The organism is Agrococcus sp. GCM10030265 (assembly GCF_042666675.1).
GTDB lineage: Bacteria > Actinomycetota > Actinomycetes > Actinomycetales > Microbacteriaceae > Agrococcus.
Map to the genome: position 1 here is coordinate 428,249 of NZ_JBHTCZ010000001.1, position 17,591 is coordinate 445,839.

Here is a 17,591-nt window from a genome sequence, read left to right on the forward strand (position 1 = left end):
GGTGGATCGTATGGCTCGGAGGGCCGCGAGCGTCAGCCCTTGAGCGCGCCGAAGGTCATGTCGATGTCGGCCATCTCCATGGCTGCGGTCGCCTCGATGAGGGCGCGCAGCTCGGCGTCGGCGCCGGGCGAGAACTCCTCCGGGCGCTCGGGCGCGATCGTCAGCGGGCCGCCCTCGGGGGCCTGCTCGGTCGCGATGAGGTCGGTGCCGTCGTTCGAGGGCGACGCGCCCTGGAAGATGCGGCCGGCCTCCGACTGGTCGCCCAGGTCGAACGAGTAGCTCTTCGACTGCAGCCCGAGGTCGACGAGGCGCTTGACCTCGGGGAAGGCCTCGGCGTTGGTCTTCGGGATGGGCAGCGACGTGCGCCAGTTGACGCCCAGCGTCTCGAGGGCCTTCGCGTACGCGTTCTCGTGCGCCTGGTCGCGCACGATGAGGTACGAGATCGTCTCGCGAGCCGTCTTGTTGGAGGTCATCTCGTACAGGCGGCACTTCTGCAGGCGTCCCGTCGACTCCAGCATGAGGTTGTAGAGCAGGTCGAGCACGAGGTTGCCCGAGTTGTAGACGTAGCTGCCGAGCCACGGGTTGCCTGCGGCGTCGACGGGCATCGCGCCCTGGGCGCCGACGAGGTAGTGGTGGATGTTCGAGTGGTCGAGCGCGATCTCGAGCGGCGTCGCGCCACCCGTGCCGGGCGCGTCGACCGGGGCGTCGGGCTTGCCCTTGTAGCGCGGCGATCCGTCGAGGAGGCGCGAGATGGTGGTGCCGATGAGCTCGACGTGCGCGATCTCCTCGGTGCCGACGCCCTGGATGAGGTCCTTGTACGGCTTCGCCGACGGACCGCGGAAGTTCATGCTCTGGAAGAGGTACTGCATCATCGTGCGCATCTCGCCGAACTGACCGCCGAGACCCTCCTGCAGCGCGTTGGCGGCTGCGGGATCCGGCTCGTCCTCGACGATCGGATGGATGAGCTGCTGGAGGTGGAAGTACATGCGGGTCTCCGATCGACGATGTCCCCCTACCGTCCTCGCACCGGCACGGATGCGTCGCCCCCGTAGCGGTGCCCGAGGTCCGGGGCTACCCTGACCGCTCGGTGCACGCCGTCGCGGCGAGCCCCGCGGCGCGGGGGCCTCTCGCGCCCGCGGCTAGGCTCGCCGCATGAGCCCGAGCGCACGCGGCACCCTCGAGTGGCGCCCTGCATCCGAGCATCCCGAGCTGCTCGCCCCCGCCGTCGCGGCTGCGATCGGCGACGTGCCCGAGGCGCTCGTCGCCGCGATCGACGCCGACCTCGCCGACACGGCGGCGTTCTGCGCCGCGTACGACGTCGCGCTCGAGGCGGGCGCGAACTGCGTCGTCGTGGCGGGTCGGCGAGGGGACGAGACGCGCACGGCTGCCGTCATGGTGCTCGCGACGCATCGCGCCGACGTCAACGGCGTCGTGCGCAGGCGGCTCGACGCCCGCAAGGCGTCGTTCGCACCCATGGACGACGCCGTGCGCGACACGGGCATGCAGCACGGAGGCATCACCCCCGTCGGCCTGCCCGGATGGCCCATCCTCGTCGACGACGCGGTGGCGGATGCGGGCGAGGTCGTCATCGGCGCCGGCATCCGCGGCGCGAAGCTGCTCGTGCCCGCTGCGGCGCTCCTGCGCCTGCCGAACGCCGAGCGCCTGCTGCTCGCGACACCCGCGTGACGCGCTCGCCGCTGGCGCCGCTGCGTCGTGCGCTCGCGACGAGCGACCTCGGTCCGCGGTCGCGGCAGGAGCTCGAGGCCATCCTCGCCGCGCTCGTCGCCGCGGTGGTCGGCGTCGTCGGTGGGCTGCTCGTGCTCGTGGGCGACACGCATCCGATCTCCGCAGCCCCCGACGGCGGGCCCGACGCCACGGACGCGGCGGGCCTCACGGTCGCGACCGTCGCGTCGCTGCTCGCCGCGGCATCCGCATCCGTCACCTTCGCCATCGCGTTCCTGCGCTCGCCCACCCGCGTGCGCGTCGCCGACTCGCGCGGCCTCTCGCGCGTCGTGCACGCGACGGCCGCCGTGTCGCTGACGATCGTCTGCGCCGGCTTCGCGTACATCGCGGTGCAGGCGCTCGGACTCGTCTTCCAGGAGGGGTTCGTCGGGCTCGAGCTGGACGGGGTGGCGGGCTCGATCGCCGTCTCGCTCGCCTGCGCGGGTGCCGCGTACCTCGCGCGCCTGCTCGGCGAGGACGTCGACACGCGCGTGCTCGGCACCCTCGCGCCGTCGTTCCTCGCCGTGGGCGTGCTGTTCTCGATGCTCACCGCGTCGGACGACGAGTGGTGGCAGGTGCACTTCTCGTCGCTCGGCGCCGGCGGCGGCATCTCGGGGGTGGCCTTCAACGCGACGCTCATCGTGTCGGGCCTGCTCGTCATGACGATGGCCGCGTACCTCGGCCACGACCTCGAGCGGGCGATCGACGCCGGGCCGCGCTCGATGTGGGTGGGCAGGCTGCTCGCGCTCATCGGCCTGCTCATGCTGCTCACGGGCGTCGTGCACGTCGACGTCGCCGAGCTGCTGCACATCGCGCTCGCCGCGAGCATGGTGCTCGTCTTCTGCATCCTCTGCGCCCTCATGCCGTGGCTCGCGCCCAGGCTGCCGCGCGCGGTGCACGTGGCGTCGATCGTGCTCGTGGCAGCGACGTTCGGCGCCCTCGCCCTGTGGATCCCCATCGGGTACTACAACTTCACGGGCTTCGAGTTCGCCGCGTGCGGCTTCATCTTCGTGTGGCTCACGACGTTCCTGCGCGCGGTGTCGGCCGCGGCTGGCGATCGTGACGCGCGCCGCGCGTCCTAGCGGCTCGGCAGCCCGCCCTCAACCCGCTGGCACCCATCGGCCGCCCTCGGCGACGCTGACCTCCCGGCGCTCGCCGACGAGCGACGCGAGAGAGGATGCCCGTGCCCGACTTCGATCACGACCTGCAGGAGCGCATCGCGACGCGCGCCGCGGCCGACGGCGTGAGCCTCGCCGTCGCCGAGTCGCTCACCGGAGGGCTGCTGACGGATGCGCTCGCCACGAGCGACGGATCCGGCGAGTGGCTGCGGGGCGGCATCGTCGCCTACGCCACCGAGGTGAAGCGCGAGCTGCTGGGCGTCGACGGCCCGGTGATCTCGCAGCACTGCGCCGTGCAGATGGCCGACGCGGCCAGGCGGCTGCTGCGCGCCGACGTCGGCGTGGGCATCACGGGCGTCGGCGGCCCGGATCGGCAGGAGGACCAGCCGGTCGGCACCGTCTTCATCGCCTGCACCACCCATGACGGCTCGATCCTCGAGGAGCACGCGTTCGAGGGCGACGCCGCCGAGATCGTGGATGCGTCGATCGAGCACGCGCTGCGCGTGCTGCTGCGCACCCTCGAGGGCGAGACGGAGGTGCAGCGTGGCTGACCGCGAGGCGTCGACGAGGCAGCGGGCGATCGCCGCGGCGCTGCACGTCGAGCATCCCATCGACGTCGACGAGCAGATCGAGCGCCGCGTCGCCTTCCTGCACGACTACGCCCTCGCCTCCGGCGCCCGCGGCTTCGTGCTGGGCATCAGCGGCGGGCAGGACTCGACGCTCGCCGGCCGGCTGTGCTCGCTCGCGGTCGAGCGGCTGCGCGCCGGCGGTCACGACGCGACCTTCGTGGCCGTGCGCCTGCCGTTCCGCGTGCAGGCCGACGAGGACGACGCGCAGGCGGCCGTCGCGTTCACGCAGCCCGACGAGACGCTGACGGTCGACGTGCAGCCGGGCGTCGAGGGCGTCGTGCGCGCCGTCGACGCCGGCGGAGCGACGCTCGACGACTTCGCGCGCGGCAACGTCAAGGCACGCATCCGCATGGTCGTGCAGTACGCGATCGCCGGGCGCGACGGCCTGCTCGTCGTCGGCACCGACCATGCTGCGGAGGCCGTGACGGGCTTCTTCACGAAGCACGGCGACGGCGCCGCCGACGTGACGCCGCTCACGGGCCTCACGAAGGGGCAGGGCCGTGCGCTGCTCGCGCAGCTGGGCGCATCCGAGCGGCTCGTCATGAAGGCGCCCACCGCCGACCTGCTCGACGACGCACCCGGGCAGGCCGACGAGACCGAGCTGGGCCTCACGTACGTCGACATCGACGCGTACCTCGAGGGCCGCGAGGTCGACGCCGACGTGGCCGCCCGCATCGAGGACCGCTACGAACGCTCCCGGCACAAGCGTCACCTGCCCGCATCTCCGGCCGACGGCTGGTGGCGCGAGCGATGACGCAACCCGGTGGCGTCGGAGGCCGTCGCGGTGCCAGGGTGGGGGCATGACCGACGCCGACGCCATCGAGACCCCGCCCGACACCCCGGAGGGCACGGAGACGCCCGAGGAGGCGCAGCGGCGCAAGTTCCGCGAGGCGCTCGCCAAGAAGGGCCAGCAGCACCACGGTCAGGGCCAGCCGGCCGGGCAGATCCACAACGCCCACACCGGCCCCGCCGTGCAGAAGCGCGTGCACCGCAGGAAGTCCGGCTGACGCGCCGGCTGCACGTGAATCGACCGAACGAGAGGAGCGCGCCATGAGCGACGCACGACCGCACGACGAGGCCAGCGAGGTCGAGGCGCTGACCGAGCAGGATGAGGTGCAGGAGGGCGCGAGCCCCGATGCGCAGCACGACGCGGCGGAGACCGTCGTCGAGTCGGACGGCGGCGACGACGCCGACCGCGAGGCCGACCTCGGCGCGGGTGCGCCCGAGGAGCCGACGGCCGACGAGACGGGCGGCGGCTCGAGCACGGGGGCGGATGCGAGCGACGCGAGCGAGGACGCATCCGCGTCCGAGCCCGGCGCGGGCGCGACGGACGACACCGGCCAGGACGTCGAGGACGCCGGCACCGGCACCGCCGACACGACCGACGACCCGCAGCTGGACTCGCCGGACTGACGCCGCGTCGGCGAGCGACCGCGCTCGGCCCCGGAGCGATCGGGATGGGCAGCCCATCCCGATCGACCCGGGGCCGTCCGCGTGCGTGCGCTCGCCTCGCGATGCGGCGGCGGCTGCGGCCGCGCACCGCGGATCAGCCGCGCAGGTCAGCCGCGCAGGTAGTCGAGCTGCGCCGCGACCGAGGCCTCGACGGCCGCGCGCACCGACGTCGGCACGTCGGCGTACACGAGGTCGGCGACCTGCCCGACCGACGCCTCCGCGCCCAGACGGTCGAGGGCGTCGCGCACCTCGGCGAGTCGCTGCATGCGGTGCGTGCGGTAGGCGCGCACGACGTTCGCGAGCGACGGCAGCTCGTCGCCGTGCCCCGGCAGCACCCGGGCGTCGCCGAAGGCCTCGAGCCGGTCGAGCGTCGCGAGGTACTCGTCGACCGAGCCGTCGGGTCGGGCGATGACCGTCGTGCCGCGGCCGAGGATCGTGTCGCCCGTCACCATGGCGCCGTGCTCGCCGTGGTTCGCGATCCACAGCGCGATCGAGTCCGCCGTGTGACCGGGCGCCGCGACCACCTGCAGGGGCGCCTCGATGACGTCGAGCACCTCGTCGGCCGCGAGCGGATCGGCGCCGACGCACCATTGCGCATCCGCCCCGCGCAGCGGCACCCCCACCCGCTCGGCGAGCTCGACCGCGGCGTCGGTGTGGTCGTGGTGATGGTGCGTCACGACGACGAGGCGCACCGGCAGGCTCGCGAGGGTCGCGATGTGCGCCGCGTGGCGTGGGCCGGGGTCGACGACGACCACGCCGCGCATGTCGCCGACGATCCACGTGTTCGTGCCGTCGAGCGTCATGGGCCCCGGGTTGGGGGCGAGGATGCGGCGGATGCCCACGTTGGCGACCATGCGTCAACGCTAGTCGCGCGAGCATGCGGCGCGCATGCCCGCACGCGTCGACGGCGCGCATGAGATGAGCGTGGGCGAGCCGCCGAGTGGAATGCCCCCTCGACGAGCCGCTCAGCGTCATCCGGTGCGCGCGGGTAGCGTGAGCGGCATGGTCGACGCCGACGACGCCCTGCCCGCCGCCGCGACGGTCGTGCTGCTGCGCGACGCCGACGACCCGGTCGTGCCGGGCGTGGAGGCGCTGCTGCTGCGCCGCCCCGACCGCGGCTCGTTCGCGGGCGCGTGGGTGTTCCCGGGCGGCCGGGTCGATGCCGACGACGCCGGAGCCGACGAGGATGCTCGTGCGCTGTCGGCCGCGATCCGCGAGACACGGGAGGAGACCGGTCTCGCGCTCGCACCCGACGACCTCGCCGCCCTGTCGCACTGGACGCCGCCCGAGGAGACGAGCCGGCGCTACCGCACGTGGTTCTTCGTCGCCCGCGCACCGCAGGCCGAGGTCGTGCCGAGCCGCGGCGAGGTCGAGGAGCACCGCTGGCTGCGCCCGTCGGAGGCGCTCGAGGCGCACGCGGAGGGCGATCTGCTGCTCTTCCCGCCCACCTGGGTCACGCTGCATGCGCTCGTGGGCGCCGCATCCGTCGACGACGCCATCGCAGGCGCGCGGGCAGCCGGCGTCGACCGCTTCGTCACGGTCCACGATCCCGCCGCGGCGCGGTTCCTGTGGCACGGGGACGAGGCGTACGGCGGCGAGCCCGAGACGCCCGGCGGTGCCCGCCATCGCCTCGACACGGCCGAGCCGCGCTGGCGGTACGAGCGGGGGTAGCGCGCCCCTGCGTCGGCGCGCGGGCTCGCGCGGGCGGTGCCGCGCCTCAGCGCATGAGCGCGTGCAGGATGCAGAGCAGCGTCACGACGAAGCCGCACGCGTAGTTGATGCCGAGGAACCAGCGCCAGCCGCCGTTCGCACGGCCCGAGTCGGCATCCGACACCGACCGGTACGGCCATGCGGCGACGAGGTAGGGCACGGCGAGCACCGACGCCAGCACGCCCGGCCATCCGCTCGCGAGCATGAGCAGGCCCGCACCCGTCCACATGCCGAGGGCGAGGCGCGTCGTGCGCGCCGCGCCGAGGGCCGTCGCGATCGACGCGATGCCGGCGTCGCGATCGGGCACGACGTCCTGCACCGCGCCGAAGGCATGGCTCGCCATGCCCCAGAGGAAGAACGCGGCGAGCAGCGCCACGAGCTGCGGCGTCCACGTCGCACCGGCGAGCACGAGGGCGTACACGGCCGGCGACACGAAGTGCGTCGACGACGTGACCGAGTCGAGGAACGGGCGCTCCTTCGTGCGCAGCGGCGGCGCCGAGTAGGCGACCACGGCGACGAGGCTCACCGCGAGCACGATCCACGACGGCCACGAGCCGAGCGCCACGAGCACCACGACGAACGGCGCGCAGACGACGGCGGATGCGACGAGCGTCGGCCGGTGCAGCTCGGGCGCGAGCAGCGCACCCTCGACGCCGCCCTTGCGCGGGTTGCGCAGATCTGACGGGTAGTCGAAGACGTCGTTGATGCCGTACATCGCGAGGTTGTACGGCACGAGGAAGAAGATCGTGCCCACGACGAGCGCGACGTCGATGCGCCCCGTGACGAGCACGTACGCGGCGGCGAACGGGAAGGCCGTGTTGATCCACGACAGCGGCCTCGACGAGGCGAGCAGGCGACCGATCACGCGGCGTCCTCCGTCGACGCTCGCTCCGTCGCCGCATCCCCCGCGCGCCTCGGACGCGCCGGCACGAGCGACCACGCCGCGACGCCGACGAGCAGCGCCACGGCCGGGTACGCGAGGTCCTCGATGGGCGCGAGCCACAGGAAGACGCCCGAGATGCCGGGACCGTAGGAGAAGAGGTCGGCGGCGATCATGAGCGAGTCGAACACGATCGTGAGCGCCGCGAGCGCGACGAACGCGACGAGCATCGCCTGCAGCGAGCGCGGGGCGAGGCGGCGGCGCGCGACGAGCAGCAGCACGAGCGACGCCGCGCCGAAGATCGCGATGAGCAGCAGGTACGTCACGCCACCGGCTCCGCGACGGCGCGGTCGCGGGCCGCGAGCCCGTGCATCGCCGCGCGCCACAGCACCACGGCGACGTACGAGAGGAAGACGAGGAAGATCGGCTCCTCGAGCGGCAGGTGCGGCGCGAGCTCGATGCCCGTCATGCCCGCGCTGTCGCCGATGCGGAAGAGGTCGACCGCGATGGCGACGAGATCCCACACGAGCAGCACCGCCGTGGATGCCGCGACGGCGACGAGCGTGCGCCGCGGGTCGTGCCACAGCGCGAGGCGCCATCGCCTGTCGACCATCGCCATGCCCGCGATCGATGCCAGCAACGCCCCCAGGTACGCGAACGACAGCAGCGTCACGCGCCCGCCCCGGGCACGGCCTCGAGCGGCGGCTCGGGCAGCGGCCCCGCCGAGCGGTCGCCGCGCACGTGCTTCAGCACGAGCTCGGCGGAGATGAGGCACATCGGCATGCCGATGCCCGGCACCGTCGACTGGCCTGCGGTCAGCAGGCCGTCGACGCCCCGATACGCGGTCGTGCCGCGCAGGAACGCGCTCTGGCGCAGCGTGTGCGCCGGGCCGAGCGCGGTGCCGCGCCACGCGTCGAACCAGTCGGCGAAGTCGGCGGGCCCGATGGTGCGGCGCACGCGGATGCGGTCGGCCAGGTCGGTCGCACCCGTCCACGTCGCGATCTGGGCGATGGCGTCGTCGGCGATGCGCTCGACCGCGGCGTCGCCCGCACCGTCGATGCCGCCGTGCCCGATCGAGGCGTCCGCGGGCAGCGGCACGAGCACGAACAGGTTCTCGTGGCCCTCCGGCGCGACCGTCGCATCGGTGCGGCTCGGCGCGCACACGTAGATGTTGGCGTCGCCGCCCGGCCACGGCACCGTGCCGTCGAGCGCCCGGAACCCCTCGCGCCAGTCGCCCGTGAAGAGCAGCGAGTGGTGCGCGAGCTCGGGGAGGCGACCCTCGACGCCCAGCAGCACGAGCACGGCGCTCGGGCCGGGCGTCGCCTTCTGCCAGCGCCGCTCACCGCGGGCGTGGAAGCGCTCGGGCAGCAGACGCGTCTCGACGGCGTGCATGTCGGATGCGGCGACGACGACGTCGGCGTCGATCGCCTCGGTGCCGCGCCCGCGGTCGACCTCGACGCCGACGGCCGTGCCCCCGACGACGCGGATGCGCTCGACGCGCGCGCCCGTCTCGATCGTCGCGCCGTGCGCGCGGGCGAGGCGTGCGAACGCATCCACGATCGTGCCGAAGCCGCCGACGGGGTAGCCGACGCCGTCGACGAGGTCGAAGTGGCTCATGAGGTGGTACATGCTCGGCGCCGCGTACGGGTTCGTGCCGAGGAAGACGGCCGGGTAGCCGAGGATCTGCCGCAGGCGCTCGTCGGCGACGGTGCGCTCGATGCGCCGCGACAGCGGCTCGAGCAGCAGCCGCCCCAGCGTGCCCGCCTCGCGCACGACGCCCGTGCCCCGCAACGACGTGGGCGAGTCGAAGCGGTTGTACAGCAGGCCGTCGACCGCGAGCGAGGCGATGTGCTCGGCCGAGTCGAGGTAGTCGCCGAGCGCCGCTCCCGCGCCGGGCTCGATGCCGTCGAACACGGCCTCGGCGTCGGCTCGATCCGAGCGCAGCTCGATCGGCTCGCCGCCGTCGTGCCACACGCGGTAGGCGGGGTCGAGCCGCACGACCTCGAGCTCGCGCTCCATCGTGGTGCCGAGCATGCGGAAGGCGTGCTCGAAGACCGAGCCCATGAGCAGCCACGACGGGCCGGTGTCGAACGTGAAGCCCTGCGACCGCCACGTGCCCATGCGGCCGCCGAGCTCGTCGCGCTGCTCGAGCAGCGTCACGTCGTGGCCGTCGCGGGCGAGCAGCGCCGCCGAGTGCAGGCCGGCGATGCCGCCGCCCACGACGACGACGCGCCGACGTGCGTGCGCACCGCGCCCGGGCGTCGCGACGCCCATCACCGCACCGCCGCAGCGGCGAGGATGCGCAGCTTCTCGGCACCCGGCACGCGCACGCGCTCGCGGCGCAGCCGCTCGGCGGGCGTCTGGCGCAGGCGGCGCGACAGGGCGGCGAACAGCCCGTGCGCCGCTCCCACGGCGCGGCGCGCGTCGCGCGGCAGCAGGGGCAGCGTCGCCTCGGCGGCGGCGAGGTCGGCATCGATGCGGTCGAGCACGGCGTGCTTCGCCTCCTCGGTCGGATGCGCGGGGTCGAGCCCCGGAAGGTATCGGCGGCCGAGGCCATCGGCGTCGGCGGCGAGGTCGCGCACGAAGTTCACGCGCTGGAAGGCGGAGCCGAGCGCGCGAGCGCCCGCGTCGAGCCGCTCGCGCTGCTCGCCGACGGGTGGTGCGTCGGCGAGGAAGGCCGCGAGGCACATGAGCCCGACGACCTCCGCGGAGCCGTAGACGTACTCGTCGAGCTCGGCCTCGTCGGTGAGGTCGACGGGGTCGCAGTCGCGGCGCATCGAGGCGAAGAAGGGGCGCGTGAGCTCGGGCCCGAAGGATGCGACGGCCGCGGCGTCCTGGAAGGCGTGCACGAGCAGGTTCGTCGAGAAGCGCCGCGTGAGCGACGCCTCGACCTCGGCCTCGAGCGCGTCGAGCATGCGCCTGCGCTCGTCGAGCGGCACGCCCGCAGCGTGCGCCGGGCCGTCGACGACCTCGTCGGCGAGGCGCACGACGCCGTAGATCGCGCCGATCTGCCAGCGCACGCTCGGCGACAGCAGTCGCGACGCGAGCCCGAACGACGTCGAGTAGTCGCGGATGACGAGCGCGGCCGAGCGGCGCGCGGTGCGCGCGTAGAGCTCGAGCCCCGTCTCCTCCGCCATCAGCGCCGACCCGCCGGCCGCGGCGTGCGACGCGTCATGCGGGCTCCACCGCGAGGTCGCGCTCCGCGTCGCGCTCGGCCTGCTCGAGCTCCTGCAGCTGCCATCCGAGCCACGGGCTGAAGGCGAACGGCGCGCCCGCGACGGCCGCGCGCAGCGCGGCAGGCGCGACCCAGGCCACCTCGGAGACCTCGTCGGGATGCGGCGTGGGCTCGCCGAGCGCGACGGCCTCGAAGACGGGGCACACCTCGTGCTCGACGATGCCGTCGGCGTCGACGGCGCGGTAGCGGAAGTCGGGGAGGATGGGCGCGAGCGGCCCGAGCTCGAGCCCCAGCTCGTCGCGGGCGCGGCGGCGCACCGCCTCCTCCATGTCCTCGTCGGGCGCGGGATGGCCGCAGAACGCGTTCGTCCACACGCCCGGCCAGGTGCGCTTCGCGAGCGAACGACGAGACACCAGCACGTCGCCTGCGGCGTTGCGCACGTGGCACGAGAATGCGAGGTGCAGCGGGGTGTCGGTCGTGTGCACCGTCGCCTTGGGGTGGCTGCCGATCGGCGTGCCCTCGTCGTCGACCAGCACCACGAGCTCGACCGGTTGCTCCATCCCCCTACGCTACCGCGAGCGGCCCGCGGCGAGCTGCTCCGCCTCGGCCGTGATCCGCTCCGCCATGCCCTGGAAGATGAAGTGGTGGAAGGGGATGAGCGCGGCCCAGTACAGGCGGCCCGAGAGCCCCTTCGGGAAGAACACGGCACGCTGCCGGTAGCGACTGCCGTCGCCGTGCGGCTCGACCGACAGCTCGAGCCAGGCACGCCCGGGCACGCGCATCTCGGCGCGCAGCCGCAGCGAGCGCCCGCGCTGCAGATCCTCGACGCGCCACCAGTCGAGCTGCTCGCCCACGCGGATGCGGCGCCGGTCGCGCCGCCCGGCGAGGCCGGCCCCGCCGACGAGCCGGTCGGCCCAGCCGCGCACGGCCCACAGCGGCGGCAGCGAGTACCAGCCGTTCTCGCCGCCGATGCCCTCGATGACCGTCCAGACGGCGTCCGTCGGCGCGCTCGAGTCGCGCTGGCGCTCGTCGTGCAGCACGAGCGTGCCCGCCCACTCGGGGTCGGAGGGCAGCGGATCCGACGGCGGTGCGTCGTCCCCCGCCGCGTCACGCCATGACGTCTCGACCTCGCCGTCCTCCTCGCGTGCGAGCGCCAGGGCGACCGCGCGTCGATACGGCAGCAGGCCGGCGGCCGGCTGCGGGATGACGTCGTCGATGCGGTGGTCGCGCATGACGCAGTCGTGCACGAGCGAGCCGATGAGCGGCATGGCGATCGAGCGCGGCACGGGCGTGACGAGGTTGACCCAGTGCGACGCGAGCCACGGCGTCAGCACCGGCAGCGGCGCGATGGGCCGCTGCGGCAGCCCGGCCTCCACGGCGTAGCCGTTCATCATCTGCCCGTAGCGCAGCACGTCGGGCCCACCGACGTCGAACGTGCCGTGCACGCCGTCGTCGACGGTCGCGGCCTCGGCGAGGTAGTGCAGCACGTCGCGGATGGCGATGGGCTGCACGAAGTTGCGCACCCATCGCGGCGCCGGCATGTACGGCAGCACCTCGGTGAGGTGCCGGATCATCTCGAACGACGCCGAGCCCGAGCCGATGACGATGCCCGCCTGCAGCACGATCGTCGGCACGCCCGAGCCCAGCAGCGCCTCGCCGACGGCGACGCGCGAGCGCAGATGCTGCGAGAGCTCGCCGTCGGGATGCAGCCCGCCGAGGTAGACGATGCGCCGCACGCCCGCATCCTTCGCCGCGGCAGCCACGTTGCGCGCCTCGACGAGCTCCTCGCGCTCGAAGTCGCCACCCGCCGACATCGAGTGCACGAGGTGGTAGACGACCTCGATGCCCTCCATCGCCGAGCGCACGGATGCGGCGTCTGCGAGGTCGCCGCGCACGACGTCGACGTCGTGCGACCACGGCACCTCCGCGAGCCGCTCGGGCGTGCGCGCGAGGGCGCGCACGTGATGCCCGCGCGCAGCGAGGCGCGGGGCGAGGCGCCCGCCGACGTACCCGGTGGCGCCGAGCACGAGGATGCGGCGCGGATGCTCGGTGCGCGGCGTCTCGCGGAGGTCGGCGGGCAGGGATGCGTCGTCCCCGAGCGCGGCGGCGCGCGCGGTGGCCTCCGAGGGCGTGCGGCGCGGGGTGGGCTCGGGATCCGCGGCGTCCGCCTGGGCGGGCTCGGGATCCGCGGCGTCCACCTGCGCGGGCTCGGGATCCGCGGCGTCCACCTGCGCGGGCTCGCGCGCCTCGACCTCCTCCGCGCCCTCGGCGTCGTCGGCAGGCTGCTGGGCTGCGTGCTTCGGCATGCGATCGACGCTACGCAGCCGCGGCCGCGCGCGCCCGACGCGCCTCGGGGCTTTACAAGCGACCGGGTTCGGTGCATGCGGCGCTCGAGCACGCCCGAGCCCGCGTCCGCCGGGCGTCGAGCGGTGCGACACGGGGTCGAGAGCGGGCCCATCCCGCCTGCACGATGCTTCGGCTCCCAAAGCAGATGAGAAAACCTCCGCTAGCGTGTGTATCCGACGATCCACCGTGGCCCGATGACCGGCCGACGCGTCGATCGCCGCCCGCTCGCACCACCCTTCGCACACCTCGCCGCCCAGGAGGTCGTCAGGCATGGCCACGCTGCACCTCGGTGCGACCGCGCGTCCGCACCCGCTCGAGCTCGAGCTCGACGACGCGACGCTGCTGCACGTCGCGCTCGTGCTCGTCACCCGACTGCGCGGCGGCGAGCCCACCCTCCTGCGCTGGCAGCTCGCCTGCGGCACCCCCGGCTCCGCGTGGATCGACGCGACGAGCGACGTGCGCCTCCGCTTCGACGACCCGGGCGACGTCGCGCTCGACCGCGCCCGCCTCGACGCGATGCTGCAGCACGTCGCCTGGCCCGGCGGACTCGAGCTCGGCGCGACCCGCGCGCTCGGCGCGACCGAGGCGGTGCACGGATGACGCCGCACCCGGATGCGCACGAGGTCGCCGAGGCGATCGCCAGCGCCCTCGACCGCCTGGCACGCACGCTCGGCACGTTCGGGAGCGACGACCTCGCCCAGCCCTCCCGCATCATCGGCACGACGCGGCGCGAGGCCGTGCAGGCGCTCCTCGGTCACGTGGACCGCACGGTCGCCGCGCTGCACCGGCGCCGTGCCGGGCGCGCACCCGCCGACCCGCGCGACGCCTCGCGACTCGCGTGCGGCGACGGCGGTGCGCTCGCGGACGCCGTCGCCGCGAGGGGCCCGAGGGTCGAGGCCGCCGCCCGCCGCCTCTCCGATGCCGCGTCGGACGAGCGGTGCGACGTGCGCGACGACCTCGAGGCGCTGCTCGCGCGGGTCGAGCTCGCGCACGTCGCCCTCGACGCCCGCTACGACCTCACCGACCTGCCGCCCGTGTCGGCCACCGCATGCGCGATCCTGACGCAGGGGCGCGAACGGCCGCAGGACGATGCGGAGCAGCGTCGCCGCGTCCGCGCCATCGCTCGCCGGCGAGGGGCCGTGGCGTCGCCGCGGGGCCGCCGCGCGATCTGACGCGCAGCAGCGCGCTCGCGCGGCAGCAGCGCGGTCGCCGCGGCCGGACCGACCGGGCGCCCGCTACCCGCTGCGCCCCACCGCCGTGGCCGCAGCCTCCTGCGCCCTCGTGCGCACCTCGGAAATGTACTCGCGCACCCGCTGGTCGACGATGATGTCGCTCGGTCGCAGCGGCCGCGACAGGTACAGGCCGTCGAGGCTCGTGAGCCGCGAGAGCGCGACGTACGTCTGGCCGGGGCTGAAGGCCCGCGTGCCGAGGTCGACGATCGCCTGGTCGAAGGTCGATCCCTGCGACTTGTGGATCGTCACGGCCCACGCGAGCCGCAGCGGGAACTGCGTGAACTCGGCGACGACGTCGCGTCGCAGCTCCTTCGTCGCCGGCGAGTACTGGTAGCGGTACCGCTCCCACACCGCCGGCTCGACCTCGTGATCCTCGCCGTCGACCTCCACCCACACCGTCGAGCCGATGTCGACGACGCGGCCGATGGATCCGTTCACCCACCGCTGCTGCGCGTCGTTGCGCAGGAACATGACCTGGGCGCCCTCCTTCAGCTCGAGCACCTCGTCGGCGGGCAGCGCACGCGGGCCGAAGTCGCCGGAGACCTCGGCGACGGCCTTGCGCACCGATCCCGTCAGCCGCGCGAGCTCGCGCGCGTTCGTGCGCTGCACCATGTCGTTGCGCGTGGCGAGGGTGAGGATGTCGTCCTCCGGCGGCGTGCGCGCGCCCGCGTCGTTCAGCAGCTGCGCGATGTCGGCCGTCACCGTGCCGTGACGCACGGCGTTGAGCGCGACCTTGAAGTCGAGGTCGGCCTGCCGGTGGATCTCGACGAGCTCGACCGTGTGCAGCTCGGCCTCGAGCCACACCCGCGCGTCGAAGAACCACATCGACCGGTAGTGGTCGGCGACGTAGGCGCGCTCGTCCGCATCGCCCGGCACGGGCGCGAGCTGGTACGGGTCGCCGAACATGACGATCTGCACGCCGCCGAACGCCTCAGCCGGGCGCTGCCGCGCCTGCCGCAGCGATCGGTCGATGCCGTCCATGAGGTCGGCGTTCACCATCGAGACCTCGTCGATCACGAGGGTCTCGATCGAGTTCAGCAGCTTGCGGGTCTCCTGCGTCTGGTCGATCGCGGCGTCGCCCAGGAGGCCGAGCGGCAGTCGGAAGAGCGAGTGGATGGTCTGCCCGCCGACGTTGAGCGCCGCGACGCCCGTCGGCGCGCAGATCGCGAGCGCCTTCGACGTCTGCCACGCGAGGTGCTGCAGCAGCGTCGACTTGCCCGTGCCGGCGCGGCCGGTGATGAAGAGGTGATCGCGCGTGAGCTCGATGCGCTCGAACACCGCCTGCTGCTCAGCGGTCAGCGACACCCCCATCCCTCCAGGGTACGCGCGCGTGCCGCCCACCCGGCCGAGCGGCTCGCGCGCGGTGGACGGATGCGCGCCCCACGCGTCCGTGGAGGACGCGCCGCCCGCTCGCGCGCGCCGCGCCGCATCCGCGCGCCCGTGCATCCGCCCATCCGCGCATCCGCGCATCCGTGCATCCGCGCATCCGCTCGCCCGAGCACCCGCGCATCCGCGTCCCGCGAGCGCTCCCGTCTGCGCCTCGCAGGCTCCCGAGCGCGTCTCGCGGCCTGCGACCCGCGTCTGTTGCGCCCCATGACGCTCGCGTGACGCGGGCGCCGCGCGAGCACGAGAGGATGGAGGGACGACGAAGGGGGATGCGCATGTGCCGACTGCTCGGCTACGCCGCTCCCCGTGCGACGACGGCCGCTGCCGTGCTCGGTGGCGCCGATGCGCGGGAGTGGCAGCGGATGGGTCGGCTGCACGCCGACGGCTGGGGCACCGCCTGGGTCGACGAGGCGGGCGCCGTGCGGCGCCACCGCGACCCGAGCGACGGCTCCGAGAGCGCCGAGCTCGCCGGCGCGATCGCCGACGACCCGGCCGTCGCCCGCATCGCGCACCTGCGCCTCGCGACCGAGGGCATGGGCAACGTGCTCCGCAACACGCATCCGTTCGTCGCAGACGGCATCGCGTTCGCGCACAACGGATCCATCCACCCCGTGCACGAGCTGCGCGCCATGGTGCGCCCCGAGGAGGTCGAGCGCCTCGGCGGCTCGACCGACTCCGCGATCATCGCGGCGCTCGTGCTGCGCGAGGTCGCACGCGGCGTGCCGCTGCTCGAGGCGACGACGTCGACGGTCGCGCGGCTGCGCGAGCGCTTCCCGACGTCGGCCATCAACCTCCTCGTGCTGTCGGCCGACGAGCTCGTGGCCGTGCACGCCAACGAGGGTGCGCCCGTGCCGCTCGACCTCTTCGAGTCGTCGGGGCTCGGCCCCGACCTGCCGCGCGATCACGTCGACCACTACTACCAGCTGTCGTGGCGGCGCGAGGCGGATGGCGCGGTCGCGTTCACGTCGAGCGGCCTGCCCGCCGAGGGCTGGCAGCGCATGGGCCAGCACACGGCCGCGCACGTCGACCTGCGCTCGCTCGAGCTGACGGTCGTCGACCTGCCGAGCGCGCAGCGCGTCGCAGCCTGACGCCGCTCAGGCGAGCTGGGCGGTCTCGCGGCGCACGAGTCGGTGCACCGTGGCGCGCCCGACGTCGTAGGCGAGGCGCAGCGCTCGCGGATCGCCGTCGGCCTCGTCGAGGAACGCGGCGGCGACCAGTGCGTCGACGACGTGGAAGCTGTCGACGAACGCCTCGCGGGTCGCGCCGCCCGTCGAGATGCCGTGCCTCGGGCCGAGCACGGCGAGCGCCGCATCCACGAGCGCGTCGACGACGACGCCGTGCGCCTGCTGCGGCGTCGGCAGGAGCTCGCCGGTGCGCACGCCCCGGTAGGCGGGCACCGTGCGGTAGACGTCGACGTAGGCGTCGAAGAGGGCCTCGAGCTCGTCCTCCACGTCGTCGCGCGGCGTCGCGATCGTGCGCTCGAGGCGGGCGACCAGCAGGTGCCGGTTGCGCTCGGCGATGCCCTGCAGGATCGCGAGCCGGTCGGGGAAGTAGCGGTAGACCGTGCCGACGCCCGCGCCTGCGCGCTCGGCGACGAGCGTGGTCGTGAGCAGCTCGGTGCCGACCTCGTCGACGACGGCGGCTGCCGCGTCGAGCAGCTCGTCGACGCGGTCGGCCGCGCGGCGCTGCACGGGCGCCTTGCGCAACGGCGAGCGGTCAGGGCTCACGGGGCTCCTCTCGTGCTGCAGGGGCGCCTCCGCGACCTCCCGGGCGTTGGTTGGACATCATGTCGCGCTTTTGGGCCTGTCCGACCCTAGTCGGCGCAGCCTGGGAGCAGCGTGCGCGAGACTCCCAGGGCACGTGCGGCCGACGGCTTCGATCGCCCTCTCCGGCCCACCGGCGCACCCGTGCCGGGCCGTGCCGCGAGCGCGTCACGGCAGG

General features: G+C 74.3%; 21 protein-coding genes. 10 read left to right on the forward strand and 11 right to left on the reverse strand.

Annotation, left to right across the window (positions count from 1 at the left end):
• Window positions 1–32 precede the first annotated feature (32 nt).
• The gene (locus ACFQPP_RS01980) at window positions 33–986 is read right to left on the reverse strand and encodes a manganese catalase family protein (RefSeq protein WP_376914832.1); all 954 of its coding nucleotides are present in this window, start codon (window positions 984–986) and stop codon (window positions 33–35) included.
• A 166-nt stretch (window positions 987–1,152) separates the two neighbouring features.
• Between ACFQPP_RS01980 and ACFQPP_RS01985 the strand changes: the two genes are divergently transcribed.
• The 6 genes from ACFQPP_RS01985 (at window position 1,153) to ACFQPP_RS02010 (ending at window position 4,882) form a co-directional block, all read left to right on the forward strand.
• Complete coding sequence (locus ACFQPP_RS01985; protein ID WP_376914833.1) at window positions 1,153–1,686, forward strand: YbaK/EbsC family protein; 534 nt, start codon at window positions 1,153–1,155, stop codon at window positions 1,684–1,686.
• The gene (locus tag ACFQPP_RS01990; RefSeq protein ID WP_376914834.1) at window positions 1,683–2,804 is read left to right on the forward strand and encodes a DUF998 domain-containing protein; all 1,122 of its coding nucleotides are present in this window, start codon (window positions 1,683–1,685) and stop codon (window positions 2,802–2,804) included. The genes ACFQPP_RS01985 and ACFQPP_RS01990 overlap by 4 nt, the downstream gene beginning before the upstream one ends.
• Before the next feature lie 101 nt (window positions 2,805–2,905).
• On the forward strand, window positions 2,906–3,391 hold the full coding sequence (locus ACFQPP_RS01995; RefSeq protein ID WP_376914835.1) for a CinA family protein: 486 nt from the start codon (window positions 2,906–2,908) through the stop codon (window positions 3,389–3,391).
• Window positions 3,384–4,223: an ammonia-dependent NAD(+) synthetase gene (gene nadE, locus ACFQPP_RS02000; protein ID WP_376914836.1), complete on the forward strand. Its 840-nt coding sequence runs from the start codon at window positions 3,384–3,386 to the stop codon at window positions 4,221–4,223. The genes ACFQPP_RS01995 and nadE overlap by 8 nt, the downstream gene beginning before the upstream one ends.
• A 46-nt stretch (window positions 4,224–4,269) precedes the next feature.
• The gene (locus tag ACFQPP_RS02005) at window positions 4,270–4,476 is read left to right on the forward strand and encodes a DUF5302 domain-containing protein (RefSeq protein WP_376914837.1); all 207 of its coding nucleotides are present in this window, start codon (window positions 4,270–4,272) and stop codon (window positions 4,474–4,476) included.
• 43 nt (window positions 4,477–4,519) lie between these two features.
• Window positions 4,520–4,882: a hypothetical protein gene (locus ACFQPP_RS02010; protein ID WP_376914838.1), complete on the forward strand. Its 363-nt coding sequence runs from the start codon at window positions 4,520–4,522 to the stop codon at window positions 4,880–4,882.
• A 146-nt stretch (window positions 4,883–5,028) separates the two neighbouring features.
• Here the strand turns inward: ACFQPP_RS02010 and ACFQPP_RS02015 are convergent, their stop codons facing one another.
• On the reverse strand, window positions 5,029–5,775 hold the full coding sequence (locus ACFQPP_RS02015) for an MBL fold metallo-hydrolase (protein WP_376914839.1): 747 nt from the start codon (window positions 5,773–5,775) through the stop codon (window positions 5,029–5,031).
• Between the two features lie 148 nt (window positions 5,776–5,923).
• On the opposite strand from ACFQPP_RS02015, the gene ACFQPP_RS02020 reads away from it, so the two are divergent.
• Window positions 5,924–6,592: an NUDIX domain-containing protein gene (locus ACFQPP_RS02020; protein ID WP_376914840.1), complete on the forward strand. Its 669-nt coding sequence runs from the start codon at window positions 5,924–5,926 to the stop codon at window positions 6,590–6,592.
• Window positions 6,593–6,638: 46 nt separating this feature from the next.
• On the opposite strand, the gene ACFQPP_RS02025 is transcribed toward ACFQPP_RS02020, so the two are convergent.
• Genes ACFQPP_RS02025 through ACFQPP_RS02055 form a run of 7 tightly spaced genes read right to left on the reverse strand, consistent with a single transcriptional unit; the run spans window position 6,639 to window position 12,992 of the window.
• A complete protein-coding gene (locus ACFQPP_RS02025; RefSeq protein ID WP_376914841.1) occupies window positions 6,639–7,496 on the reverse strand; it encodes a prenyltransferase in 858 nt (285 codons plus the stop codon).
• Window positions 7,493–7,837, reverse strand: a complete 345-nt coding sequence (locus ACFQPP_RS02030; RefSeq protein ID WP_376914842.1) for a lycopene cyclase domain-containing protein — start codon at window positions 7,835–7,837, stop codon at window positions 7,493–7,495. Before ACFQPP_RS02030 ends, ACFQPP_RS02025 begins: the two co-directional genes overlap by 4 nt.
• Window positions 7,834–8,184, reverse strand: a complete 351-nt coding sequence (locus ACFQPP_RS02035) for a lycopene cyclase domain-containing protein (protein ID WP_376914843.1) — start codon at window positions 8,182–8,184, stop codon at window positions 7,834–7,836. The genes ACFQPP_RS02030 and ACFQPP_RS02035 overlap by 4 nt, the downstream gene beginning before the upstream one ends.
• A complete protein-coding gene (crtI, locus tag ACFQPP_RS02040) occupies window positions 8,181–9,785 on the reverse strand; it encodes a phytoene desaturase family protein (RefSeq protein WP_376914844.1) in 1,605 nt (534 codons plus the stop codon). The genes ACFQPP_RS02035 and crtI overlap by 4 nt, the downstream gene beginning before the upstream one ends.
• Entirely contained in the window at window positions 9,785–10,648 is an 864-nt protein-coding gene (locus tag ACFQPP_RS02045) for a phytoene/squalene synthase family protein (protein ID WP_376914845.1), read from the reverse strand. The genes crtI and ACFQPP_RS02045 overlap by 1 nt, the downstream gene beginning before the upstream one ends.
• A 34-nt stretch (window positions 10,649–10,682) precedes the next feature.
• A complete protein-coding gene (gene idi, locus ACFQPP_RS02050) occupies window positions 10,683–11,246 on the reverse strand; it encodes an isopentenyl-diphosphate Delta-isomerase (protein ID WP_376914846.1) in 564 nt (187 codons plus the stop codon).
• 9 nt (window positions 11,247–11,255) lie between these two features.
• Window positions 11,256–12,992 (reverse strand): DUF2867 domain-containing protein, encoded by a 1,737-nt coding sequence (locus ACFQPP_RS02055; RefSeq protein WP_376914847.1) that lies wholly within the window; start codon window positions 12,990–12,992, stop codon window positions 11,256–11,258.
• 310 nt (window positions 12,993–13,302) lie between these two features.
• On the opposite strand from ACFQPP_RS02055, the gene ACFQPP_RS02060 reads away from it, so the two are divergent.
• Both ACFQPP_RS02060 and ACFQPP_RS02065 read left to right on the forward strand, forming a co-directional pair.
• Complete coding sequence (locus tag ACFQPP_RS02060) at window positions 13,303–13,632, forward strand: hypothetical protein (protein WP_376914848.1); 330 nt, start codon at window positions 13,303–13,305, stop codon at window positions 13,630–13,632.
• On the forward strand, window positions 13,629–14,204 hold the full coding sequence (locus tag ACFQPP_RS02065; RefSeq protein ID WP_376914849.1) for a hypothetical protein: 576 nt from the start codon (window positions 13,629–13,631) through the stop codon (window positions 14,202–14,204). Before ACFQPP_RS02060 ends, ACFQPP_RS02065 begins: the two co-directional genes overlap by 4 nt.
• Window positions 14,205–14,267: 63 nt before the next feature.
• Here the strand turns inward: ACFQPP_RS02065 and ACFQPP_RS02070 are convergent, their stop codons facing one another.
• On the reverse strand, window positions 14,268–15,575 hold the full coding sequence (locus ACFQPP_RS02070; protein ID WP_376914850.1) for an ATP-dependent RecD-like DNA helicase: 1,308 nt from the start codon (window positions 15,573–15,575) through the stop codon (window positions 14,268–14,270).
• A 350-nt stretch (window positions 15,576–15,925) separates the two neighbouring features.
• On the opposite strand from ACFQPP_RS02070, the gene ACFQPP_RS02075 reads away from it, so the two are divergent.
• Window positions 15,926–16,738, forward strand: coding sequence for a class II glutamine amidotransferase (locus tag ACFQPP_RS02075; protein ID WP_376914851.1), 813 nt, complete (start codon window positions 15,926–15,928; stop codon window positions 16,736–16,738).
• 6 nt (window positions 16,739–16,744) lie between these two features.
• Here ACFQPP_RS02075 and ACFQPP_RS02080 read toward each other — a convergent pair whose 3' ends face one another.
• Window positions 16,745–17,377 carry a TetR/AcrR family transcriptional regulator gene (locus ACFQPP_RS02080; protein ID WP_376914852.1) on the reverse strand — a complete coding sequence of 211 codons (633 nt, stop codon included), beginning with the start codon at window positions 17,375–17,377 and terminating at the stop codon, window positions 16,745–16,747.
• Window positions 17,378–17,591 lie beyond the last annotated feature (214 nt).

Coding starts and splice junctions, on each gene's coding strand:
- ACFQPP_RS01980 (WP_376914832.1), bottom strand. CDS start 986: ATGTACTTCCACCTCCAGCAGCTCATCCATCCGATCGTCGAGGACGAG.
- ACFQPP_RS01985 (WP_376914833.1), top strand. CDS start 1,153: ATGAGCCCGAGCGCACGCGGCACCCTCGAGTGGCGCCCTGCATCCGAG.
- ACFQPP_RS02005 (WP_376914837.1), top strand. CDS start 4,270: ATGACCGACGCCGACGCCATCGAGACCCCGCCCGACACCCCGGAGGGC.
- ACFQPP_RS02010 (WP_376914838.1), top strand. CDS start 4,520: ATGAGCGACGCACGACCGCACGACGAGGCCAGCGAGGTCGAGGCGCTG.
- ACFQPP_RS02015 (WP_376914839.1), bottom strand. CDS start 5,775: ATGGTCGCCAACGTGGGCATCCGCCGCATCCTCGCCCCCAACCCGGGG.
- ACFQPP_RS02020 (WP_376914840.1), top strand. CDS start 5,924: ATGGTCGACGCCGACGACGCCCTGCCCGCCGCCGCGACGGTCGTGCTG.
- crtI (WP_376914844.1), bottom strand. CDS start 9,785: ATGGGCGTCGCGACGCCCGGGCGCGGTGCGCACGCACGTCGGCGCGTC.
- ACFQPP_RS02045 (WP_376914845.1), bottom strand. CDS start 10,648: ATGGCGGAGGAGACGGGGCTCGAGCTCTACGCGCGCACCGCGCGCCGC.
- idi (WP_376914846.1), bottom strand. CDS start 11,246: ATGGAGCAACCGGTCGAGCTCGTGGTGCTGGTCGACGACGAGGGCACG.
- ACFQPP_RS02055 (WP_376914847.1), bottom strand. CDS start 12,992: ATGCCGAAGCACGCAGCCCAGCAGCCTGCCGACGACGCCGAGGGCGCG.
- ACFQPP_RS02060 (WP_376914848.1), top strand. CDS start 13,303: ATGGCCACGCTGCACCTCGGTGCGACCGCGCGTCCGCACCCGCTCGAG.
- ACFQPP_RS02065 (WP_376914849.1), top strand. CDS start 13,629: ATGACGCCGCACCCGGATGCGCACGAGGTCGCCGAGGCGATCGCCAGC.
- ACFQPP_RS02070 (WP_376914850.1), bottom strand. CDS start 15,575: ATGGGGGTGTCGCTGACCGCTGAGCAGCAGGCGGTGTTCGAGCGCATC.
- ACFQPP_RS02075 (WP_376914851.1), top strand. CDS start 15,926: ATGTGCCGACTGCTCGGCTACGCCGCTCCCCGTGCGACGACGGCCGCT.